Raw genomic sequence first — 20,640 nt, 5'->3', positions numbered from 1 at the left:
TCCTGCTCAGGCGTCGGCGGTTGCCTCGGCGCGGTGCGCCACGGCCCCTGCTTCGACCGTCACCTGCGGGCGAATCTTGGTGGCATGAAGGCCCTTGGGACCCTGGAGGATTTCGAACGAAACGGGCTGGCCCGCCTTCAAGGTCCTGTAACCCTCCATTTCGATAGCCGAATAGTGGGCGAACAGGTCCTCATCACCGCCGTCCGCTACGATGAAACCGTAGCCCTTGGCGTTGTTGAACCACTTGACCTTACCGCTTAGCATGCTGGTATCCCTCTGCAAAAACTCCATCACTGGAGTAACATCCACTTAACCGCGCCGAAGATGAAGTGTGGCGCGTGCCGCCATGTGCCTAGACACTCTCTGTTTGTATCATCGTTTGGCTGATAGTCAAGGCAACTCATCCGGTGGCTGGAAGCCAGTCAAGCCGTCATCCATAGAAGTCCTCCGCGTATGCATGCAACCCCCGATATTCGACTAACCTTGAATCAGAGCCTCCCAGGCGACGGCGAGGAAGGCGATGCCGGCCTTGCAGTGAGCGAAGCGAAGCCGGCTCTTACGGCACCACCGATGTATAAAGTTGTCATGTTCAATGATGACTACACACCGATGGATTTCGTCGTCGAAGTGCTGGAAGGAATCTTCAACCACAATCGCGAGGTGGCTACCCGAATCATGCTGACTGTTCATACCGAGGGGCGAGCGGTGTGCGGGGTGTTCACCCGCGATGTCGCCGAGACCAAGGCGGCGCAGGTGAATCAGTATGCGAGAGAGTGCCAGCACCCGTTGCTTTGCGAGATCGAGAAAGACGGTTAACCCGACTGCCTGGGTAAGAGGTAAAAGCTATGTTGAACCGTGAGCTCGAAGTCACTCTGAATCTGGCTTTCAAAGAGGCACGCACCAAGCGCCATGAGTTCATGACGGTTGAGCACCTCCTGTTGGCGCTGCTGGACAATGAGGCGGCCGCCACCGTGCTACGCGCATGCGGAGCGAACCTGGACAAGTTGCGGCGAGACCTGCAAGAGTTCATCGACTCCACCACACCACTCATTCCGCAGCATGATGAAGAGCGCGAAACCCAGCCAACACTTGGTTTCCAGCGCGTCCTTCAGCGCGCTGTCTTCCACGTGCAGAGCTCGGGAAAGCGCGAAGTCACTGGCGCCAATGTCCTGGTTGCAATCTTCAGCGAGCAGGAAAGCCAAGCCGTGTTTCTGCTCAAGCAGCAAAGCGTGGCAAGGATCGACGTCGTCAATTTCATTGCCCATGGCATTTCCAAGGTGCAGGGCAATCCGTCCGGAAGCGATGGCGAGCCCGATACGCAAGACGAGGACGTTGCGGAGTCGTCGTCCGCCAGCCACCCGCTCGATGCTTATGCGAGCAATCTCAACGAAATCGCCCGGCAGGGCCGGATCGATCCGCTCGTGGGTCGCGAGCATGAAGTCGAGCGCGTCGCGCAGATTCTCGCGAGACGACGGAAGAACAATCCGCTGCTCGTTGGCGAGGCCGGGGTCGGCAAGACCGCCATTGCAGAAGGGCTCGCCAAACGCATCGTGGATAACCAGGTGCCCGATCTGCTCGCGGACAGTGTCGTTTATTCGCTGGATTTGGGTGCACTGCTTGCCGGCACCAAGTACCGCGGCGATTTCGAGAAGCGCTTCAAGGCTCTGCTGAACGAATTGCGCAAGCGCCCCCATGCCATCCTTTTTATCGATGAGATCCATACCATCATTGGGGCAGGAGCCGCGTCGGGTGGGGTGATGGATGCATCGAACCTGCTCAAGCCTTTGCTTTCGTCCGGCGAGATCCGCTGCATCGGCTCGACGACCTTCCAGGAATTCAGGGGCATATTCGAGAAGGATCGGGCACTCGCCAGACGCTTCCAGAAGGTCGATGTATCCGAGCCGTCGGTCGAGGATACAGTCGGCATTCTTAGGGGGCTCAAGCCACGCTTCGAGCAGCACCATGGGATCGAATACAGCGATGAGGCACTGCGGGCAGCCGCCGAGCTGGCTTCACGCTATATCAACGATCGGCATATGCCCGACAAGGCTATCGACGTGATCGATGAGGCGGGAGCCTACCAGCGGCTGCTGCCGGAAGAGCGTCGCGTGGCTCGGATCGATGTGGCGGAAGTGGAAGACATTGTCGCGAAGATCGCCCGCATTCCGCCGAAGCATGTCAGCACGTCCGACAAGGAACTGCTGCGTAACCTCGAGCGCGATTTGAAACTGACCGTCTTCGGCCAGGATCGCGCCATCGAGTCCCTGGCAACTGCGATCAAGCTATCGCGCGCCGGGCTCAAGTCGCCGGATAAGCCGGTAGGGTCGTTCCTGTTCGCCGGGCCCACTGGCGTCGGTAAGACCGAGGTAGCCCGACAGCTTGCCAAGGCGCTTGGTATAGAGCTGATTCGCTTCGATATGTCGGAATACATGGAGCGGCACACCGTTTCGCGTCTCATTGGTGCGCCTCCCGGCTATGTCGGTTTCGATCAGGGTGGGTTGTTGACCGAAGCGATTACCAAGCAGCCTCATTGCGTGCTGCTGCTCGATGAAATCGAAAAAGCACACCCTGAGGTTTTCAATCTTCTGCTGCAGGTGATGGACCACGGCACTCTGACCGACAACAACGGGCGAAAAGCTGATTTCCGGAATGTCATCATCGTCATGACGACCAATGCCGGTGCGGAGACGGCCTCAAGAGCATCGATCGGCTTCACGCATCAGGACCACGCATCTGATGCCATGGAAGTGATCAAGAAGAGCTTCACTCCGGAATTCCGGAATCGCCTCGATACCATCATCCAGTTTGGCCGGCTCAGTCATGAAGTCATCAAGAGCATCGTCGACAAGTTTCTTATCGAACTGCAGGCGCAGCTGGAAGATAAACACGTCACGCTGGAAGTCTCCGAGACGGCACGCAGCTGGCTAGCCGAGCGAGGATATGACGTGCAGATGGGTGCCCGGCCGATGAGTCGCTTGATACAGGACAAGATCAAGCGGCCGCTGGCTGAAGAAATCTTGTTCGGTGAGTTGGCAGAGCATGGTGGAACGGTGCATATCGACGTCGAGAATGACGATCTGACCTTCGATTACGAAATCACCGCAGAGCTGGCCTAGTTAAAGAGGAAGAATGAAAAAGCCCGGCGGTTGCCGGGCTTTTTCATTTCTTAGATCAACGGGCGCGATAGGTGATGCGGCCTTTGCTCAGGTCGTACGGAGTCAGCTCGACGCGGACCTTGTCGCCAGTAAGAATTCGGATGTAATTCTTGCGCATCTTTCCGGAAATATGCGCAGTAACGACATGCCCATTTTCCAACTCCACACGGAACATGGTGTTGGGCAGGGTGTCGACGACAGTACCTTCCATTTCGAAGCTGTCTTCTTTCGACATGCAATAGAGCCCTCGGTGTCTGGATTGGCCGGGCGTGATGCCGGCAAAAGCGGCAAGTATTGTGCCCGAAACGTGCCCAAGCGCCAAGGGTCAGGTCAAGTTGACCCAGCGTTGATTCACCAGCAGCTCGATCGGTCGGTACTCGGTTTTGTAGTTCATCTTGCGGCAGGTCTTGATCCAGTAGCCGAGGTACACCGCATCGAGTCCAAGTCGGCGAGCTTCGGCGATCTGCCACAGGATGGCGAAGCGGCCGAGACTGCGCCGCTCTTCTTCCGGCGCATAGAAGGTGTAGACGGCAGACAGGCCATTCGGAAGGATGTCGGTGACGGCAACGGCCAGCAGCCGGCTTTCCAGCCGAAACTCATAGAAACGGCAAAAGGGCAGGTCTCGAACCAGGAACGTATTGAACTGGTCGCGCGTCGGCGGATACATGTCTCCGTCGGCATGCCGCGTTTCGATGTAGCGCGAATAAAGCCCGTAATACTCCTCGGTGAAGCGGGGCCTCACCTCAGAGATGCCTAGATCACCGTTGCGTTTCAAGATTCGCTTTTGTTGACGCGAAGGCTGGAAACCACGGGCCGGTATTCTCGCCGGAATACAGGCGCTGCAGCGCTGGCAGTGGGGACGGTAGAGATGATCGCCACTTCGTCGAAAGCCGATCTCCGACAGCTCTGCATAGATGCCCACGTCCATTGGCTGGCTGGGGTCGAGAAACAGGGTCGTCGCCTGCTCGTCCGGTAGGTAGCTGCACGCGTGAGGCTGAGTCGCGTAAAACTTGAGTCTAGCCAGTGAGGTCATGGTAGCGCTCGCGTCAGTTCATCGGCCGTGCTGCCCGGTACCCAGGATGCCGCGGTTGGTTGATCCAGCCCACGCTCAAGACACTGTCGAAACTGTGCTCGGGCGATGGGGCGGGCGCCGAGGCTGGCCAGGTGCCCGGTATGCATCTGGCAATCTATCAATTCGAATTCCCATTCCTTCAGTCGTTCAACCAGCGTCACGAAGCCAACCTTGGATGCATCGGTCACCGTGCTGAACATCGACTCCCCAAAGAATAGTCGGCCCATCGACAGGCCGTAGAGGCCTCCTACCAGCCGTTCGTCCTGCCAGACCTCGACGGAGTGCGCGATGCCCTGCTCATGCAGTGTGACGTAGGCATCCTGCATGGCCGAGGTTATCCAGGTGCCTTCCGCATAAAGTCGCGGCCTTGCGCAGGCCTCGATCACGTTCCGAAAGCAGCGATCGAAACTAACCTCGAATTGCCCGCGCCGCATGGTTTTGCGCAAGCTCCGCGACACGTGCAGCTCCGAGGGGTAAAGCACCATTCTGGGATCCGGAGACCACCATAGGGGCGGCTGGCCTTCCTGGAACCAGGGGAAACAACCATGGCGATAGGCGGCAACGAGCCGCCCGGGCGAAAGGTCGCCTCCTGCCGCCAGAAGGCCGTTAGGTTTCTTCAGCGCAGCCTCGAGCGGCGGAAACAGATAGCGATCGCGAGGAAGCCAATTCAGCATGACGTGCGAGCCGGAGGCAGGGCAGGGGTCTTACTCGTCGAGATATTTCTCGGCGTCGAGGGCGGCCATGCAGCCGGCCCCTGCGGAGGTGATGGCCTGACGGTAGACATGATCGGCCACATCGCCTGCTGCAAACACACCAGGAATGTTGGTCGCGGTCGCATCGCCATTGGATCCCCCGCGCACAAGCAGATAGCCATCCCGCATGTCGAGTTGTCCGACGAAGAGATCGGTATTGGGCTTATGGCCGATCGCGATGAACACGCCCGAAACATCGAGACGCTTTTCGTTGCCGTCGGTTGTGCTGCGCAACCGCAGCCCGGTCACGCCGCTGCTGTCGCCCAGCACTTCCTCGAGCGTGTGATTCCAGTGCAACCGAATGTTGCCCGAGCGCGATTTCTCCAGGATCTTGTCTTGCAGAATCTTTTCCGAGCGCAGCTTGTCCCGACGATGGATCAGGTGGACTTCGCGCGCGATGTTCGAGAGGTACAAGGCCTCCTCGACGGCGGTATTGCCACCACCGACCACCGCAACGACCTGGTTGCGATAGAAGAAGCCATCGCAGGTGGCGCAGGCCGAAACCCCGCGTCCGGCAAACGCATCTTCCGAAGGCAATCCCAGGTATTGGGCTGATGCTCCGGTCGCGATGATCAGCGCATCGCAGGTATAGGTGCCGTTGTCTCCATGCAGGGTCAGCGGCTTGGAACGAAGTTCGGCCGTATGGATGTGGTCGTGGATGATCTGCGTATCGAAACGCTCGGCATGCTGCTGCATGCGCTCCATCAATACCGGCCCGGTGAGCCCCTCCGGATCGCCTGGCCAATTGTCGACTTCGGTTGTCGTCGTCAGCTGACCGCCAGGCTGGATGCCGGTGATGACGACGGGCTTGAGGTTAGCCCGCGCTGCGTATACCGCCGCCGTGTAACCCGCTGGGCCGGATCCGAGAATGATCAGGCGCGAGTGCTTGACTTCGCTCATGGAAACCCCTCATAAGCCTTTGTTGCAAATAGGGAAGCGTGCTCCAGTCGAGACGCCAATCGAAATGAGGCCGGTATGCTACACCGAAGCTTCGGTGAATGCGTCGCCGGCATCCTGTGCGATGGGCGTGCCAGCGGCAAATCCGTACAATGCTCGCAATGAGCACTCGCAAAAAGACGCGCCTTAGCAGGCAGGAATCCGTTGTTTTGAAGAATTCGCCCACTACGTCGCTTGTCGCAGCCTGGCGGCAGCAACTCAATTACCGCCTCAAAGAAGGCGCATTGATCGCCCTCGCGGCGCTCTGCGTGTACCTCTGGATGGCACTGCTGACCTACGACCCCGCAGACCCGGGCTGGACGCATACCAGCAGTGTGGAGCAGGTGCAGAATGCCGCTGGCCGTGCCGGCGCGTGGTTCGCAGACGTCCTGTTCATGGCCCTTGGTTATTTCGCCTACCTGTTCCCGCTGTTGCTGGCGATCAAGACCTGGCAGGTCTTCAAGGGTCGGCATCTGCCGTGGCAATGGAGTGGCTGGCTGTTCTCCTGGCGCCTGATCGGGCTGGTGTTTTTGATTCTCTCCGGCTCGGCACTGGCCTATATCCACTTTTCCGCCGGCAGCCACATGCCTGCGTCGGCGGGCGGAGCGCTCGGGGAAAGCCTCGGACAGCTCGCCGTGCTCTCGCTCAATGTGCAGGGCAGCACTCTGTTGTTCCTGGCCCTGTTCCTGTTCGGGCTGACCGTGTTCGCTGACCTGTCATGGTTTCGCGTCATGGATGTCACCGGCAAGATAACCCTGGATCTGGTCGAACTGGTTCAGGGCTTTTTCGGTCGCTGGTGGGCCGCCCGGAGCGAGCGCAAGCAACTGGTCACTCAGCTTCGCGAAGCCGACGAGCGGGTCAGCGAGGTGGTTGCGCCGGTAGTCAGCGATCAGCGCGAGCGTGCGCGCGCGAAGGAGCGGCTGCTAAAACGCGAGGAAAATCTCGCCAAGCACATGAGCGATCGCGAATCGCGCCCCGCACCGGTCATCAGCGTTCCGACCGCTGCAAAGGCACCGGAGCCCAGCAAGCGTGTGCTGAAGGAAAAGCAGGCCCCGCTGTTCGTCGATACCCTGGCGGACGGGAGTCTGCCGCCGATTTCCCTGCTCGACGCCGCCGAAAAGAAGCAGAAGCAGTTTTCGCCCGAATCGCTTGAAGCGATGTCCAGGTTGCTGGAGATCAAACTCAAGGAGTTCGGCGTCGAGGTGGTGGTCGAATCCGTTCATCCCGGTCCGGTGATTACCCGGTTCGAAATCCAGCCGGCGCCCGGCGTGAAAGTCAGCCGTATCTCCAACCTGGCGAAGGACCTGGCCAGATCGCTTGCGGTCATCAGCGTTCGGGTGGTCGAGGTGATTCCAGGCAAGACCACGGTTGGCATCGAGATCCCGAACGAGGACCGTCAGATCGTGCGGTTCTCCGAGGTTCTTTCCTCGACCGAATACGACAACGCGCGCTCTCCGGTCACGCTGGCGCTGGGGCATGACATCGGCGGCAAGCCCGTCATCGCCGATCTGGCCAAGATGCCGCACCTGCTGGTTGCCGGCACCACGGGCTCGGGGAAGTCAGTCGGCGTGAACGCGATGATCTTGTCGATCCTGTTCAAGTCGGGACCGGAAGACGCACGCATGATCATGATCGATCCGAAGATGCTCGAGCTGTCGATCTACGAAGGCATTCCGCATCTGCTTTGCCCCGTCGTGACGGACATGAAGGAGGCCGCCAACGCCCTGCGCTGGAGCGTTGCGGAAATGGAACGACGCTACAAGCTGATGGCGGCGATGGGCGTGCGGAACCTGGCGGGGTTCAACCGCAAAGTGAAAGATGCCGAGGAGGCCGGCGCGCCGCTGCCTGACCCGCTGTATCGCCGCGAGAGCATGGAAGACGAGGCTCCGCTGCTGAAGACCTTGCCGACCATCGTGGTCGTCGTCGATGAGTTCGCCGACATGATGATGATCGTCGGCAAGAAGGTCGAAGAACTGATCGCTCGCATCGCGCAGAAGGCCCGCGCCGCCGGAATCCACCTCATCCTGGCGACGCAGCGTCCTTCCGTGGATGTCATCACCGGCCTGATCAAGGCCAACATTCCCACACGCATGGCATTTCAGGTGTCCAGCAAGATCGACTCCCGCACCATTCTGGATCAGGGCGGAGCCGAACAGTTGCTGGGGCATGGCGACATGCTTTACCTGCCACCCGGTACGGGCTTGCCGATTCGCGTGCATGGCGCATTCGTTTCGGACGACGAGGTTCACCGCGTCGTCGAAGCCTGGAAAGCCAGGGGCGCACCGGATTACATCGAGGAAATCCTGGCCGGGGCCGAAGAGGGTAGTGGCAGCTTCGACAGCACCGGCATGGAAGGCGGCGAAGGCAGCGAGGAGGATGCGCTGTACGATGAGGCCGTTCGCTTCGTCCTCGAAAGCCGACGCGCTTCGATCTCCGCCGTCCAGCGCAAGCTCAAGATCGGTTACAACCGCGCCGCCCGCATGATCGAAGCGATGGAGATGGCCGGCGTGGTGACACCGATGAACACCAACGGATCGCGCGAGGTCATTGCACCTGCCCCCATGCGCGATTGATACGAGGCCCTATGAAGCTCATCCGCATCTGCACCACCTTTGTGTTCCTGCTACTGCTCGGAACCGTTCCTGCCTTCGCACAGACAGGCTCAGCCGAAGAGTTGACTCGCCTGCTCAAGCAGGCCGACACCTTGACCGCACGCTTTTCACAGCTCTCGCTCGATGGCACCGGCACTCAGTTGCAGGAAACCAGCGGTGAAATCGCGCTGAAGCGTCCCGGCCAGTTCCGCTGGCACACCGACCAGCCGATGGAGCAGTTGCTGGTGTCGGATGGCCAGAAAGTCTGGCTGTACGATCCCGATCTGCAGCAAGTCACCATCCAGACGCTGGATCAGCGATTGACTCACACACCGGCTCTTCTGCTATCCGGCGACGTCTCGCAGATCAGCGAGAACTTCGAGATCAGCCACAAGCGCAGTGGGGATGTCATCGACTTCGTGCTCGAACCCAAGGGCGGCGATAGCCTGTTCGACAGCCTGCGGTTGTCGTTCCGCTCGGGTGTCATCAACGACATGCAGCTGATCGACAGCGTCGGCCAAAGGACCAACATCCTGTTCTCGAACGTCGAAATGAACCAGCCACTGGAGGCCGGATTGTTCACCTTCGAGGTGCCCGAAGGCGTCGATGTCATTTCGGAGTAACGATCGAATCTGGCGACCTGAAAAGCCTTTCGTCATTCCGAGCCGTCACTGACAGAGCCATCCATGGATCTATTCGGACAGGACCCAGTCGCCCAGCCCCTGGCGGCGCGTCTGCGGCCCGCATCGCTGGACGAATACGTCGGGCAAGAGCATCTGCTTGCACCGGGCCGTCCATTGCGCGACGCGCTGGAGCGGGGCGCGCTGCACTCGATGATCTTCTGGGGGCCTCCCGGCGTGGGCAAGACGACCCTTGCGCGGCTGCTGGCGAAGGTGACGGATGCTCACTTCGAGACGGTTTCGGCTGTGCTCGCCGGGGTCAAGGAAATACGCCAGGCGGTCGATGTGGCTCGCCAGCAAGCGGCGCAATATCGCCGCAGGACCTTGCTGTTCGTCGATGAGGTGCACCGTTTCAACAAATCGCAGCAGGACGCCTTCCTGCCCTATGTCGAAGACGGAACCCTGATTTTCGTCGGTGCGACGACCGAGAACCCTTCCTTCGAGCTGAACAACGCGTTGCTGTCCCGCGCACGCGTCTACACGCTCAAGTCGCTCTCGTCCGAAGCGCTCGATGACTTGCTCACGAGGGCGCTGACCGACCCGCGCGGCCTGGCTCACCTGGCGCTCGAAATCCCCGCACAAAGCCGCCGTTTGCTGATTGCTGCCGCCGATGGCGATGGGCGTCGCTTGTTGAACCTGCTCGAGAACGTCGCCGACCTCGCACCGGAGGGCAGCGAGGTCACGGTCGATCTGCTGGAGGGCGTTCTCGGCGACGGCTTGCGGCGTTTCGACAAGGGCGGGGAAGCCTTCTACGACCAGATTTCGGCGCTGCATAAATCCGTGCGGGGCTCCAGTCCCGACGGGGCGCTGTATTGGTTCGCCCGGATGCTCGACGGCGGTTGCGATCCGCTTTATATCGCCCGTCGCGTCGTGCGCATGGCCAGTGAAGAGATCGGCAACGCCGATCCGCGGGCGCTCGGCCTGTGTCTCTCGGCCTGGGACGTGCAGGAGCGGCTCGGCAGCCCTGAGGGTGAGCTGGCGATCGCTCAGGCGATCGTCTATCTCGCCTGCGCCCCAAAGAGCAACGCGGCCTACCTGGCCTACAAGGCGGCCCGCGCGGACGTGGCGCAAACCGGCTCGCTGGAGGTTCCGCTGCACCTGCGCAACGCCCCGACACGCCTGATGAAAGAACTCGGATACGGCGAGGGTTATCGGTACGCGCATGACGAACCGGACGCCTATGCCGCCGGCGAGGATTATTTCCCCGAGTCGCTGGAGCCGCGTCGCTATTACCAGCCCGTGCCGCGAGGGCTGGAGAGCAAGATTGCCGACAAGCTCGAACACTTGGCCAAGCTGGACAGGACCAGCCAGAAGCGCAGGCGCAAGCCATGATGGCCATGGTGCTCGGCGTTTCCATCGCCGGCGTCGTCGGCACGCTGCTGCGCTTCGGCCTCAGTCAATGGATTGCGCAGCATCTGCCCCGGCACGCGTTTCTCGCGACCTTGCTGATCAACCTGCTGGGGTGCGCCGCCATTGGCTTTCTCTATGTATGGGCAGGTCGTCACGAACTTTCCCTGCCGATACGCCAGGCGCTGTTGGTTGGCTTTCTGGGCGCCTTCACGACGTTTTCCACCTTCTCGCTGGATGCGCTGCGGTTGTTCGAAGATGGCCGCATTGCGCTGGCCATCGGTTATGTCGCGCTGAGCGTCTTCGGCGGATTGGCCTCGGCCTGGCTGGGCGTGACACTTGCGCAGCTGTGAGCCGAACCGCGTTGGCATTAAACTGCGCGCTTTCAGACGCGTGCGTAACGAAGAGATCCCCACATGCTTGATTCGAAACTGGTCCGCACTCAGCCCCATGAGGTCGCGACGCGGCTGGCCGCCCGCGGCTACCAGCTGGATGTCGCTCAACTTGAATCCCTCGAAGCCCGTCGCAAGACCGTGCAAACGCGGTCCGAGACGTTGCAGGCCGAGCGCAACGCACGCTCGAAAAGCATTGGCCAGGCCAAGCAGCGCGGCGAGGACATCGCGCCTCTGCTTGCCGACGTGGAGCGCATGGGCGGCGAGCTCGAGTCGTCCAAGCGCGAGCTCGACCAGATCCAATCCGAACTCGACGCGCTTCTGCTGAGCCTGCCGAACCTGCCTGCCGAAGACGTGCCTCAGGGCGCAAGCGAAGAAGAGAACGTGGAAATCCGGCGCTGGGGCCAGCCGCGTCAGTTCGATTTCGACGTTCAGGATCATGTCGCGCTCGGCGAGCGTCACGGCTGGCTTGATTTCGAGCGCGCCGCCCGGCTGTCTGGCGCCCGTTTCGCCCTGATGCGCGGTCCGATCGCTCGTCTGCATCGGGCGCTTGCGCAGTTCATGCTCGATCTGCATACCCGCGAGCATGGCTATGAAGAGGCCTATACGCCTTATCTGGTCCAGGCGCCGGCGTTGCAGGGCACGGGCCAGTTGCCCAAGTTCGAGGAAGATCTGTTCTGCATACGGCGCGACAAAGAGGCCGATCTGTACTTGATCCCGACCGCCGAGGTGTCGCTGACCAACGTGGTATCGGGCGAAATACTGGACGCCTCGCAATTGCCGCTGAAGCTGGTGGCCCACACGCCGTGTTTCCGCAGCGAGGCGGGCGCGTCCGGTCGCGACACCCGCGGAATGATTCGCCAACACCAGTTCGACAAGGTCGAAATGGTGCAGATCGTGGAGCCGGCAAAATCCGCCGAGGCGCTGGAAAGCCTCACGGCCAATGCCGAACGCGTGCTGCAGGCGCTCGAACTGCCTTACCGCGTCCTTGCGTTGTGCACCGGCGACATGGGGTTCAGCGCCACCAAGACCTACGACCTCGAGGTGTGGGTGCCTAGCCAGGGCAAGTACCGTGAGATTTCCTCCTGCTCGAATTGCGGCGACTTCCAGGCGCGTCGCATGCAGGCTCGCTATCGGAACCCCGAGACCGGCAAGCCGGAGCTGGTACATACCCTGAACGGGTCGGGGCTTGCGGTAGGCCGCACGCTGGTGGCCGTGCTCGAGAACTATCAGCAGGCGGACGGAACGATCCGTGTGCCTGACGTGCTGAAACCCTATATGGCCGGTCTCGAACTGATCGGCTGATCGGCCTTTCACCGGCCAGGCGCTGGCGTCGTCGATGAGGAATCGCATGGATTACTTGCCGCTGTTTCACGATCTACACGACCGGCTGGTGCTGGTCGTTGGCGGCGGTGAGGTCGCGCTGCGCAAGGCCCGGTTGTTGCTGGAGGCCGGCGCCCGGCTGCGGGTCGTCGCCACGCGGATCGATCCGGAACTCGAGCAACTGGTGGTCTCGGCCGGCGGAGCATGCATGGCGCGTGCATACGAGCCGAGCGACATGGACGGCAGTGTGCTGGTCATCGCGGCCACCGACGACGACGCCCTCAACGCGCGCCTGTCACACCAGGCCAGGGAGCAGGGCACGCCCGTCAACGTGGTGGATTCGCCGGCCTTGTGTACGGTCATCTTTCCGGCCATCGTCGACCGTTCGCCGCTGATGGTCGCCGTCTCCAGCGGCGGCGATGCGCCGGTGCTGGCAAGGCTGATTCGGGCACGTCTCGAAGCCTGGATTCCTGCCGCCTACGGCCAGCTCGCCGGCTTGGCGAAACGCTTCAGGCAGCGGGTGAAGGCGTCGCGCCCTGACGTCCGGCAGCGGCGTATCTTCTGGGAAGAAGTCTTTCAGGGACCGATCGCCGAGCGAGCGCTGGCAGGTCAGGTTGCCGAGGCGGAGCGTCTGATCGAGCAGAAGCTGACCGATCAGGCGCCGGCCCACAGGGGTGAGGTGTACCTGGTGGGCGCAGGGCCCGGCGATCCGGATCTGCTCACTTTCCGTGCACTGCGGCTCATGCAGCAGGCCGATGTCGTGCTCTACGACCGCCTGGTGGCGCCCGCGATTCTCGACATGTGCCGACGCGATGCCGATCGCATCTATGTCGGCAAGCGTCGTTCCGAGCATGCATTGCCGCAGGAGCAGATCAATGGCCAATTGGTCTCCCTGGCGCGTGAAGGCAAGCGCGTGTTGCGGCTCAAGGGCGGAGACCCGTTCATCTTCGGCCGCGGCGGCGAGGAGATCGAAGAGCTGGCAGCCCATGGTGTGCCGTTCCAGGTCGTACCCGGCATCACCGCGGCCAGCGGTTGCGCGGCTTACGCCGGCATCCCGCTGACCCACAGGGATCATGCACAGTCGGTTCGTTTCGTTACCGGCCACCTGAAGGATGGCTCCTGCGATCTTCCGTGGCAGCAGTTGGCGGCGCCCGGTCAAACGCTGGTGTTCTACATGGGACTGGTCGGGCTGCCGGTCATCTGCGCTCAACTCATCGCACAGGGTATGGCGGCGACTACGCCGGCGGCGCTGGTTCAGCAGGGCACGACGAGCAACCAGCGCGTACTGACCGGTACGCTGGCCGAACTGCCAGGCATCGTTGCGGCTGAAGAGGTGCAGGCGCCGACGCTGCTGATCGTCGGCGATGTGGTGCGACTCAGGGAAAAGCTGGCCTGGTTCGAAGGCCGCGATTCACAGCCTTCGATCGGCTGAACGTCACATAGCGTCGTGCCGAGCCAGCCAATACCGGCCGGCTCGCTCGAAGGCCTCTTCCTGCGTCGCACCCAGCCCGCGCAGGGCGAGGGCGATGGTCGCGATCACCGCCAGCTCGCCATACTCATCGGCCGCTTCGCCTCGCCATACGGCGGCGAGATGATTGGGGTCGAGCCGCTCCGGCTTGACGTGCCGATGCGTCGCCATCGCAGGCCACACTTCATTCCAGGCGTTCCCGCCTGTAGTTCCGTAAAGCGTGCTGGCGTTGTCTGGATTGATCTCTATCTCGCCACCTTCCCCTTTGATGACGATGACGTTATCGCCGAGCAGGCGGCTCGCCTCCCGGTGGGTTTCCTGGTAGCCGGGATGGAAAATGCTCTGTAGCCCGCAACGTGCGCCAAGCGGATTCAGCACGCGGGCGAGCGAGTGAATCGGCGAGCGCAGCCCGAGCAGGCGACGCAAGTCGATCATGCGCTGGAGTCGCGGCGACCACGCCGACAGCGGGATGAACGCAATGTGGTGCCGATCGAGCGCCTGGCCGACGCCTTCCCAATGCTGACAGACCGGAATCCCAAGCAAATCCACGTATTGCTCGGTATACACCCGGCCTGGCGTGTGCGCGCCGCCGCCGTGGAGCAGGATGCGCACACCGTGGCCAGCCAGGCACTTGGCCGCGAGCAGAAACCAGGGCAGGTGCCGCTTCTTGCCGGCATAGCTGGGCCAGTCGATGTCGACGTCGAGCCCAGTCTCTGGCAGGCGCGCGCGCACAGCTTCGGTGAAGCCGGCCAGCTCCTCAGCAGTTTCTTCCTTGTGCCGAAGCAGCATCAGAAACGCGCCCAGCTGCACCTCCTCGACCTCGCCATCGAGGATCATGCCCATTGCGGCGTTCGCTTCCTCGCGGGTGAGCGAACGCGCGCCACGCTTGCCTTTGCCGATGATGCGCACGAACTCGGCGAAGGCGTGCTCGGTGGGTGTGACGAGTGAGAGGCTCATAGGCAATTGCTCGGCTTGGGCAGCCCGGCCAGTTTCGCAGCGAGCTTGGCGGGGGTGCCGTTGAAAAGGCGGTTGAGGTGCAGGCTGTTGCCTTTCTCCGGGCCGAGTTGTTGCGCGACGTAGCGGATCAATGGACGTGTCGCAGGCGCCAGCTGGAATTCGGCGTAGAAGTCACGGAGCAGGCGAAGAATCTCCCAGTGCGCCTCGGTCAGCTGGATGCCTTCCCGTTCGGCCAGCTGTTGCGCCACGGCTTCGCTCCAGTCGTCCAGCCGGCAAAGGTAGCCATCCTGATCGAGCGCTATGGCGCGCCCGTCGTGCATCAGTTCACTCATGTCCAGCCGTTGACACGCTGATACTGGCAGCTCAGCTCGACGAAGCCCGCATAGTCGACCGCACGGAGCCATTCGGGCAGTCCAGCCAGCGCGCGCGCCGCGAGGTCTTCGTCCAGTGCATAGATGCTGCGCGAGGCTGCGGCAGCCTCGTCGAGCAAGGCGCGCGGCTTCGTACCGTCGCGCAGTGCCTCGACCGCGTTGCCGCACAGCAGCAGGCCGTCTTCGGGTCGCAATAACCGAATGCAGCTTTGCAGGCGGTCATCGGCGAAAGGGGAATGGGAAACAACGTGCAGCGTTGTCATAGCGTCACCACATGGTCGAACCGTGCGATGAAGTCGCCCAGTCGGCTCTCCTCGATCAGCTCGATGGGATGACCGAGCGAATCGATGTCGAGGCCTCGTTGCACGAGACTGTCACGGGCGACATGGATCGTTTCGATACCAAAGAGGGGCAGGGCCTTGAGATTGGCCGACAGATCCTTCTGCTCGAGGGATTCCGGTCGCTGTCCAGCGCTCAGCTGGAACACGCCATCGTCAAGCAGCAACAGGGCGAGCGGTAGCTCGAAAGCACCGCCAGCCAGGGCGATGTCCAGGGCTTCGCGAGCAGCCAGGCCGGACCAGGGGGCCTGTCGTGAAATGACCAGCATCGAGCGCGCCATCATTGATCTCCGAAGCAGACCAGGCGGTCGCATTGTTGGGCCGCTTCGTGCAACTGGCCAAGCCCTGACAATGCCCAGCCCGCAGCAAGGTTGGCGGCAGGGCGCTGGTAGCGCTGCGCTTCGCCGGTATCGAGCACGCCTCGGCGTAGCGCGGCGGCAATACAGACGACCGCATCGATCTGGTTGTCCGCAACGAAGCGTTGCCAGGCGCGGCCCATGTCCGTCTCGTCCTGGGGGGATACGAGGTTGGCCGAGGCCGTCTGGACCGCTTCCCGATAGAGAAATACCCGCACGATTTCATGCCCTCCCGCCAGCGCGGCCTGGGCGAAGCGGAGTGCCCGGCGCGTGCCGGGCGCATGCGGCGCACCGAAAACGGCAATCGTGAACTTCATAGTGGCCTTTCATTCACAACGACCGGGCCGCGAGCGAGGGTAGGGCCTCGCCTGCGGACGGTCGATTGGTCAGTCTTCCAGCGAGCCCATCGCGGTGGTATTGAAGCCGCCGTCGACGTAAAGGATCTCGCCACTGATGCCCGAGGCCAGGTCGGAGCAGAGGAACGCGCCGGCGTTACCCACTTCCTCGATGGTCACGTTGCGGCGCAGCGGCGTCTGCTTTTCGTTCGCGGCCAGCATCTTGCGGAAGCTGGCGATGCCGGAGGCGGCCAGGGTGCGGATAGGTCCGGCCGAGATGCAGTTGACTCGGGTGCCTTCCGGACCGAGGCTGCCGGCCAGGTAGCGCACGCCTGCTTCCAGGCTCGCCTTCGCCATGCCCATCACGTTGTAGTTCGGCATGGTGCGCTCAGCGCCCAGGTAGGACAGGGTCAGCAGGCTGCCGTTGCGGCCTTTCATCATCTCCCGGCCAGCCTTGGCGAGGGCGACGAAGCTGTACGCGCTGATGTCATGGGCGATCTTGAAACCCTCGCGGGTGGTCACGTCGGTGAAGTCGCCATTGAGCTGGTCGCCCGGCGCGAAGCCGACCGAATGCACGATGCAATCCAGACCATCCCACTTCTGGCTGAGCGCCTCGAATACCTTGGCGATGTCCTCGTCGTTGGCGACGTCGCAGGGGAAGCACAATTCCGGCCCGGAGCCCCAGCCGCTGGCGAACTCCTCGACGCGCCCCTTGAGCTTGTCATTCTGGTAGGTGAACGCCAGCTCGGCACCCTCACGGTGCATTGCCGCGGCGATACCCGAGGCGATCGACAGTTTGCTGGCGACCCCGACGATGAGTACGCGCTTGCCGGTGAGAAAACCCATGTACTTGTCCCTCTTCAGTTTTCGTTGGCTACCGGGGCCAGGAAGGCCGACTCCAGCAGCTGCTTGGTGTATGGATGACCGGGCGCCGCGAACACCTCGTGCGCAGGCCCTTGTTCGACCACCGTTCCGCGTTGCACCACCATCAGTTGGTGGCTCAGTGCGCGTACCACAGCCAGGTCATGGCTGATGAACAGGTAGGTCAGGTTGTACTTCGCCTGCAGATTACGCAGGAGTTCCACCACTTGTCGTTGAACCGTCCTGTCCAGTGCCGAGGTCGGCTCGTCTAGCAGGATGAGCGCCGGCTTGAGCACCAGCGCCCGGGCGATCGCGATTCGCTGTCGCTGCCCGCCAGAAAACTCGTGTGGGTAACGGTGCCGCGTCTCGGGGTCGAGGCCCACCTCCGTCAGGGCGTCGACGATCGCCTGCTCCTGTTCCTGCGCCGTCCCGATCCGATGAATGCGAAGGCCCTCACCGATGATCTGGCCCACCGACATTCGCGGGCTCAGGCTGCCATACGGGTCCTGAAAGACCACCTGCATCTGACGTCGAAGCGGTCGTATCTCGGCCTGGCCCATGCCCTCGATCGGCGTGCCGTCGAACTGGATCGCGCCGCGACTCTGCAATAGACGCAACAACGCCAACCCCAGCGTCGACTTGCCCGAGCCGCTTTCCCCGACGATGCCGAGCGTCTGACCGCGCGGCAGCTCGAAGCTGACCCCATCGACCGCCTTGACGTGATCGACCGTACGGCGGAACAGGCCCTTCTTGATCGGGAACCACACCCGCACGTCCGTGGCGGTCAGCAACGGTGGCGCCGGCAACGTCTCGACCGGCGCACCGCTGGGCTCCGCCTCCAGCAACTCGCGGGTATACGGATGGCTCGGTGCGCGAAAGAGCTGTTCACACGACGCCTGTTCGACGACGCGACCTCGTTGCATGACACATACCTGGTCGGCGATACGGCGAACGAGGTTGAGGTCGTGGCTGATCAGCAGGATAGCCATGCCCAGCCGCGCCTGGAGTTCCTTGAGCAGTTCGAGGATCTTGAGCTGGACGGTGACGTCCAGCGCCGTGGTCGGCTCGTCGGCGATCAGCAGTTCCGGCTCGTTGGCCAATGCCATCGCGATCATCACCCGCTGACGCTGGCCACCGGAAAGTTCATGCGGATAGGCGCGAATACGCTCGGCCGGTGTCGGGATGCCGACCAGCTCGAGCAGCTCGATGGCACGCTCGAGCGCCGCCTTGCCGCGCAGCCCTTTGTGCAGCGCGAGCACTTCGATGATCTGCTTGCCCACGGTGTGCAGCGGGTTGAGCGAGGTCATCGGCTCCTGGAAAACCATCGCGATGCGATTGCCGCGCAGGCGACGCATCTCTTTTTCGCTGGCTTCGAGCAGGTTCCTGCCGTCGTAGCGGATCTCGCCGGCCGGGTGCCGGGCGGTCGGGTAGGGCAGCAGGCGCAGGATCGAGTGAGCGGTCACCGACTTGCCCGAACCGCTCTCGCCGACCAGCGCCAGCGTCTTCCCCTTGTACACATCGAAACTCACCTGCTCGACGACCCGCTGGCTGCGTTCGCCCGAGCTGAACTCGACGGCAAGGTCCCGCACTTGCATTAGGATCTCGGACATCTCACTTCCTCGGATCGAAGGCGTCGCGGGCGGCTTCGCCGATGAACACCAGCAGCGAGAGCATCAGTGCCAGCACCACGAAGGCGCTGATGCCGAGCCAGGGGGCCTGGAGGTTCGCCTTGCCCTGGGCGACCAGTTCGCCGAGCGAAGGGGCGCCGGGCGGCAGGCCGAAGCCGAGGAAGTCCAGCGCCGTCAGCGTGCCGATCGCGCCGGTCAGGATGAATGGCATGAACGTCATGGTCGATACCATCGCATTCGGCAGGATGTGCTTGAACATGATCGCGCCGTTCTTCATGCCCAGCGCCCGCGCCGCACGCACGTATTCAAGGTTTCGGCCGCGCAGGAACTCCGCGCGCACCACGTCGACCAGGCTCATCCAGGAGAAGAGCAGCATGATGCCCAGCAGCCACCAGAAGTTCGGCTGCACGAAGCTCGCCAGAATGATCAGCAGATAGAGCACCGGCAGCCCCGACCAGACCTCCAGCAGCCGCTGCCCGATCAGGTCGACCCAACCGCCGTAGAAGCCCTGGAGAGCGCCGGCGATGACGCCGATGATCGAACTCAGGATCGTCAGGGTGAGGGCGAAGAGGACCGATATCCGGAAGCCGTAGATGATCCGGGCGAGGACGTCCCGGCCCTGGTCATCGGTCCCGAGCCAGTTTTCCAGTGACGGCGGGGCGGGTGCCGGCACCTGCAGGTTGTAGTTGATGCTCGAGTGCTCGAACCGGATCGGAGGCCAGAGCATCCAGCCGTCGTTCTTCTCGAACAGTTCCTGGATGTAGGGGCTCTTGTAGTTCGTCTGCAAGGGGAATTCGCCGCCAAAGGTGGTTTCCGGGTAGCGCTCGAACACCGGGAAATACCATTGGCCATCGAAGCGGGCGACGATGGGTTTGTCGTTGGCGATGAGTTCGGCGCCGAGCGAGAGAACGAACAGCACCAGAAAGATCCAGAGCGACCACCAGCCTCGCCGGTTGGCCTTGAACAGCGCCCAGCGACGCGCATTCAGCGGTGACAGCGCCATTCAAGCCTCCCTGCTTTCGAAATCGATCCGCGGGTCCACCAGCATGTAGCTCAGGTCGCCGATCAGCTTGACCACCAGGCCCAGCAGCGTGAAGAGGAACAGGGTGCCGAACACCACCGGGTAATCCCGGTTGACTGCCGCCTCGAAGCTCAGCAGGCCCAGGCCGTCCAGCGAGAAGATCACCTCGATCAGCAGCGAGCCGGTGAAGAACATGCCGATGAACGCCGAGGGAAAGCCGGCGATGATGATCAGCATGGCGTTGCGGAATACATGGCCGTACAGCACGCGGTTGCGCGACAGCCCCTTGGCGCGCGCGGTGGTCACGTACTGTTTGCCGATCTCGTCGAGAAAGCTGTTCTTGGTCAGCAGCGTCAAGGTGGCGAAGTTGCCGATCACCAACGCCGTGATCGGCAGGACGAGGTGCCAGAAGTAATCGCGGATCTTGCCGCCCAGCGACAACTCGTCGAAGTTCGGCGAGGTCAGGCCGCGCAGCGGGAACCAGTCCCAGTAGCTGCCGCCAGCGAACAGGACGATCAGCAGGATGGCGAACAGGAACGCCGGTATCGCGTAGCCGACCACGATCACCGAACTGGTCCAGACGTCGAAGGCGCTGCCGTGGCGGGTGGCCTTGGCGATGCCGAGCGGGATCGACACCAGGTACATGATCAGCGTGCTCCACAACCCGAGCGAGATGGAGACCGGCATCTTTTCCAGGATGAGGTCGGTCACCTTGGCATCACGGAAGAAGCTCTCGCCGAAATCGAACTGCGCGTAATTACGCAGCATGATCAGGAAGCGCTCATGTGGCGGTTTGTCGAATCCGTAGAGGCGCTCGATTTCGGCGATCAGCGCCGGATCGAGACCCTGGGCACCGCGATAGCTCGAACCGCCGACCGATACCTCCGAGCCGCCGCCCGAGATGCGGCTGGTCGCGCCTTCGAAGCCTTCCAGCTTGGCGATCGCCTGCTCGACCGGGCCGCCCGGCGCGGCCTGGATGATGACGAAGTTGATGAGCAGGATGCCGAACAGGGTGGGGATGATCAGCAGCAGGCGGCGGATGATGTACGCCAGCATG

Annotated in this window: 22 protein-coding genes; 8 read left to right on the top strand and 14 right to left on the bottom strand. The window is 62.3% G+C overall.

Annotated features, from left to right (window positions below):
* Nucleotides 1-6: 6 nt before the first annotated feature.
* The gene (cspD, locus tag D7325_RS09545) at nucleotides 7-264 is read right to left on the bottom strand and encodes a cold shock domain-containing protein CspD (protein ID WP_120995323.1); all 258 of its coding nucleotides are present in this window, start codon (nucleotides 262-264) and stop codon (nucleotides 7-9) included.
* A 189-nt stretch (nucleotides 265-453) separates the two neighbouring features.
* Between cspD and clpS the strand changes: the two genes are divergently transcribed.
* Together clpS and clpA are read left to right on the top strand one after the other, a co-directional pair.
* The gene (gene clpS / locus D7325_RS09540) at nucleotides 454-816 is read left to right on the top strand and encodes an ATP-dependent Clp protease adapter ClpS (protein ID WP_120995322.1); all 363 of its coding nucleotides are present in this window, start codon (nucleotides 454-456) and stop codon (nucleotides 814-816) included.
* Between the two features lie 29 nt (nucleotides 817-845).
* Complete coding sequence (gene clpA / locus D7325_RS09535) at nucleotides 846-3,116, top strand: ATP-dependent Clp protease ATP-binding subunit ClpA (protein WP_120995321.1); 2,271 nt, start codon at nucleotides 846-848, stop codon at nucleotides 3,114-3,116.
* Nucleotides 3,117-3,171: 55 nt separating this feature from the next.
* On the opposite strand, the gene infA is transcribed toward clpA, so the two are convergent.
* The 4 genes from infA to trxB form a co-directional block, all read right to left on the bottom strand.
* A complete protein-coding gene (gene infA / locus D7325_RS09530) occupies nucleotides 3,172-3,390 on the bottom strand; it encodes a translation initiation factor IF-1 (RefSeq protein WP_002553999.1) in 219 nt (72 codons plus the stop codon).
* Between the two features lie 90 nt (nucleotides 3,391-3,480).
* Nucleotides 3,481-4,188, bottom strand: coding sequence for an arginyltransferase (locus D7325_RS09525; RefSeq protein ID WP_120995320.1), 708 nt, complete (start codon nucleotides 4,186-4,188; stop codon nucleotides 3,481-3,483).
* Nucleotides 4,185-4,901 (bottom strand): leucyl/phenylalanyl-tRNA--protein transferase, encoded by a 717-nt coding sequence (aat, locus tag D7325_RS09520; protein WP_120995319.1) that lies wholly within the window; start codon nucleotides 4,899-4,901, stop codon nucleotides 4,185-4,187. The genes D7325_RS09525 and aat overlap by 4 nt, the downstream gene beginning before the upstream one ends.
* A 30-nt stretch (nucleotides 4,902-4,931) precedes the next feature.
* Nucleotides 4,932-5,879, bottom strand: a complete 948-nt coding sequence (gene trxB, locus D7325_RS09515; RefSeq protein ID WP_120995318.1) for a thioredoxin-disulfide reductase — start codon at nucleotides 5,877-5,879, stop codon at nucleotides 4,932-4,934.
* 206 nt (nucleotides 5,880-6,085) lie between these two features.
* On the opposite strand from trxB, the gene ftsK reads away from it, so the two are divergent.
* The 6 genes from ftsK (at nucleotide 6,086) to cysG (ending at nucleotide 13,680) form a co-directional block, all read left to right on the top strand.
* Entirely contained in the window at nucleotides 6,086-8,488 is a 2,403-nt protein-coding gene (gene ftsK, locus D7325_RS09510) for a DNA translocase FtsK (RefSeq protein ID WP_425452282.1), read from the top strand.
* Nucleotides 8,489-8,499: 11 nt separating this feature from the next.
* Nucleotides 8,500-9,129, top strand: a complete 630-nt coding sequence (gene lolA, locus D7325_RS09505; RefSeq protein WP_120995316.1) for an outer membrane lipoprotein periplasmic chaperone LolA — start codon at nucleotides 8,500-8,502, stop codon at nucleotides 9,127-9,129.
* A 63-nt stretch (nucleotides 9,130-9,192) separates the two neighbouring features.
* Entirely contained in the window at nucleotides 9,193-10,518 is a 1,326-nt protein-coding gene (locus tag D7325_RS09500; protein ID WP_120995315.1) for a replication-associated recombination protein A, read from the top strand.
* Nucleotides 10,515-10,886 carry a fluoride efflux transporter CrcB gene (crcB, locus tag D7325_RS09495; protein ID WP_120995314.1) on the top strand — a complete coding sequence of 124 codons (372 nt, stop codon included), beginning with the start codon at nucleotides 10,515-10,517 and terminating at the stop codon, nucleotides 10,884-10,886. The genes D7325_RS09500 and crcB overlap by 4 nt, the downstream gene beginning before the upstream one ends.
* A 63-nt stretch (nucleotides 10,887-10,949) precedes the next feature.
* The gene (gene serS, locus D7325_RS09490) at nucleotides 10,950-12,230 is read left to right on the top strand and encodes a serine--tRNA ligase (RefSeq protein ID WP_120995313.1); all 1,281 of its coding nucleotides are present in this window, start codon (nucleotides 10,950-10,952) and stop codon (nucleotides 12,228-12,230) included.
* 46 nt (nucleotides 12,231-12,276) lie between these two features.
* Nucleotides 12,277-13,680 carry a siroheme synthase CysG gene (gene cysG / locus D7325_RS09485; RefSeq protein WP_120995312.1) on the top strand — a complete coding sequence of 468 codons (1,404 nt, stop codon included), beginning with the start codon at nucleotides 12,277-12,279 and terminating at the stop codon, nucleotides 13,678-13,680.
* A gap of 3 nt (nucleotides 13,681-13,683) precedes the next feature.
* On the opposite strand, the gene D7325_RS09480 is transcribed toward cysG, so the two are convergent.
* The 9 genes from D7325_RS09480 to D7325_RS09440 form a co-directional block, all read right to left on the bottom strand.
* Nucleotides 13,684-14,673 (bottom strand): glycosyl transferase family protein, encoded by a 990-nt coding sequence (locus tag D7325_RS09480; RefSeq protein ID WP_120995311.1) that lies wholly within the window; start codon nucleotides 14,671-14,673, stop codon nucleotides 13,684-13,686.
* A complete protein-coding gene (locus D7325_RS09475; protein WP_120995310.1) occupies nucleotides 14,670-15,005 on the bottom strand; it encodes a TusE/DsrC/DsvC family sulfur relay protein in 336 nt (111 codons plus the stop codon). The genes D7325_RS09480 and D7325_RS09475 overlap by 4 nt, the downstream gene beginning before the upstream one ends.
* Nucleotides 15,002-15,307 (bottom strand): sulfurtransferase complex subunit TusB, encoded by a 306-nt coding sequence (gene tusB, locus D7325_RS09470; protein WP_120995309.1) that lies wholly within the window; start codon nucleotides 15,305-15,307, stop codon nucleotides 15,002-15,004. The genes D7325_RS09475 and tusB overlap by 4 nt, the downstream gene beginning before the upstream one ends.
* On the bottom strand, nucleotides 15,304-15,663 hold the full coding sequence (tusC, locus tag D7325_RS09465) for a sulfurtransferase complex subunit TusC (protein WP_120995308.1): 360 nt from the start codon (nucleotides 15,661-15,663) through the stop codon (nucleotides 15,304-15,306). The genes tusB and tusC overlap by 4 nt, the downstream gene beginning before the upstream one ends.
* Nucleotides 15,663-16,055: a sulfurtransferase complex subunit TusD gene (gene tusD, locus D7325_RS09460; protein WP_120995307.1), complete on the bottom strand. Its 393-nt coding sequence runs from the start codon at nucleotides 16,053-16,055 to the stop codon at nucleotides 15,663-15,665. The genes tusC and tusD overlap by 1 nt, the downstream gene beginning before the upstream one ends.
* A 69-nt stretch (nucleotides 16,056-16,124) precedes the next feature.
* A complete protein-coding gene (gene fabI / locus D7325_RS09455) occupies nucleotides 16,125-16,919 on the bottom strand; it encodes an enoyl-ACP reductase FabI (RefSeq protein WP_120995306.1) in 795 nt (264 codons plus the stop codon).
* A 14-nt stretch (nucleotides 16,920-16,933) separates the two neighbouring features.
* Nucleotides 16,934-18,544 (bottom strand): ABC transporter ATP-binding protein, encoded by a 1,611-nt coding sequence (locus D7325_RS09450; RefSeq protein ID WP_120995305.1) that lies wholly within the window; start codon nucleotides 18,542-18,544, stop codon nucleotides 16,934-16,936.
* A gap of 1 nt (nucleotide 18,545) precedes the next feature.
* Nucleotides 18,546-19,565, bottom strand: a complete 1,020-nt coding sequence (locus D7325_RS09445) for an ABC transporter permease (RefSeq protein WP_120995304.1) — start codon at nucleotides 19,563-19,565, stop codon at nucleotides 18,546-18,548.
* Nucleotides 19,566-20,639, bottom strand: a complete 1,074-nt coding sequence (locus tag D7325_RS09440; protein WP_120995303.1) for a microcin C ABC transporter permease YejB — start codon at nucleotides 20,637-20,639, stop codon at nucleotides 19,566-19,568. It lies immediately after the preceding gene.
* Nucleotide 20,640 lies beyond the last annotated feature (1 nt).

Origin of the sequence: Stutzerimonas urumqiensis, from assembly GCF_003640395.1 — a bacterium.
Taxonomy (GTDB): Bacteria; Pseudomonadota; Gammaproteobacteria; order Pseudomonadales; family Pseudomonadaceae; genus Stutzerimonas; species Stutzerimonas urumqiensis.
This window is presented reverse-complemented; position numbering and strand designations above follow the sequence as displayed.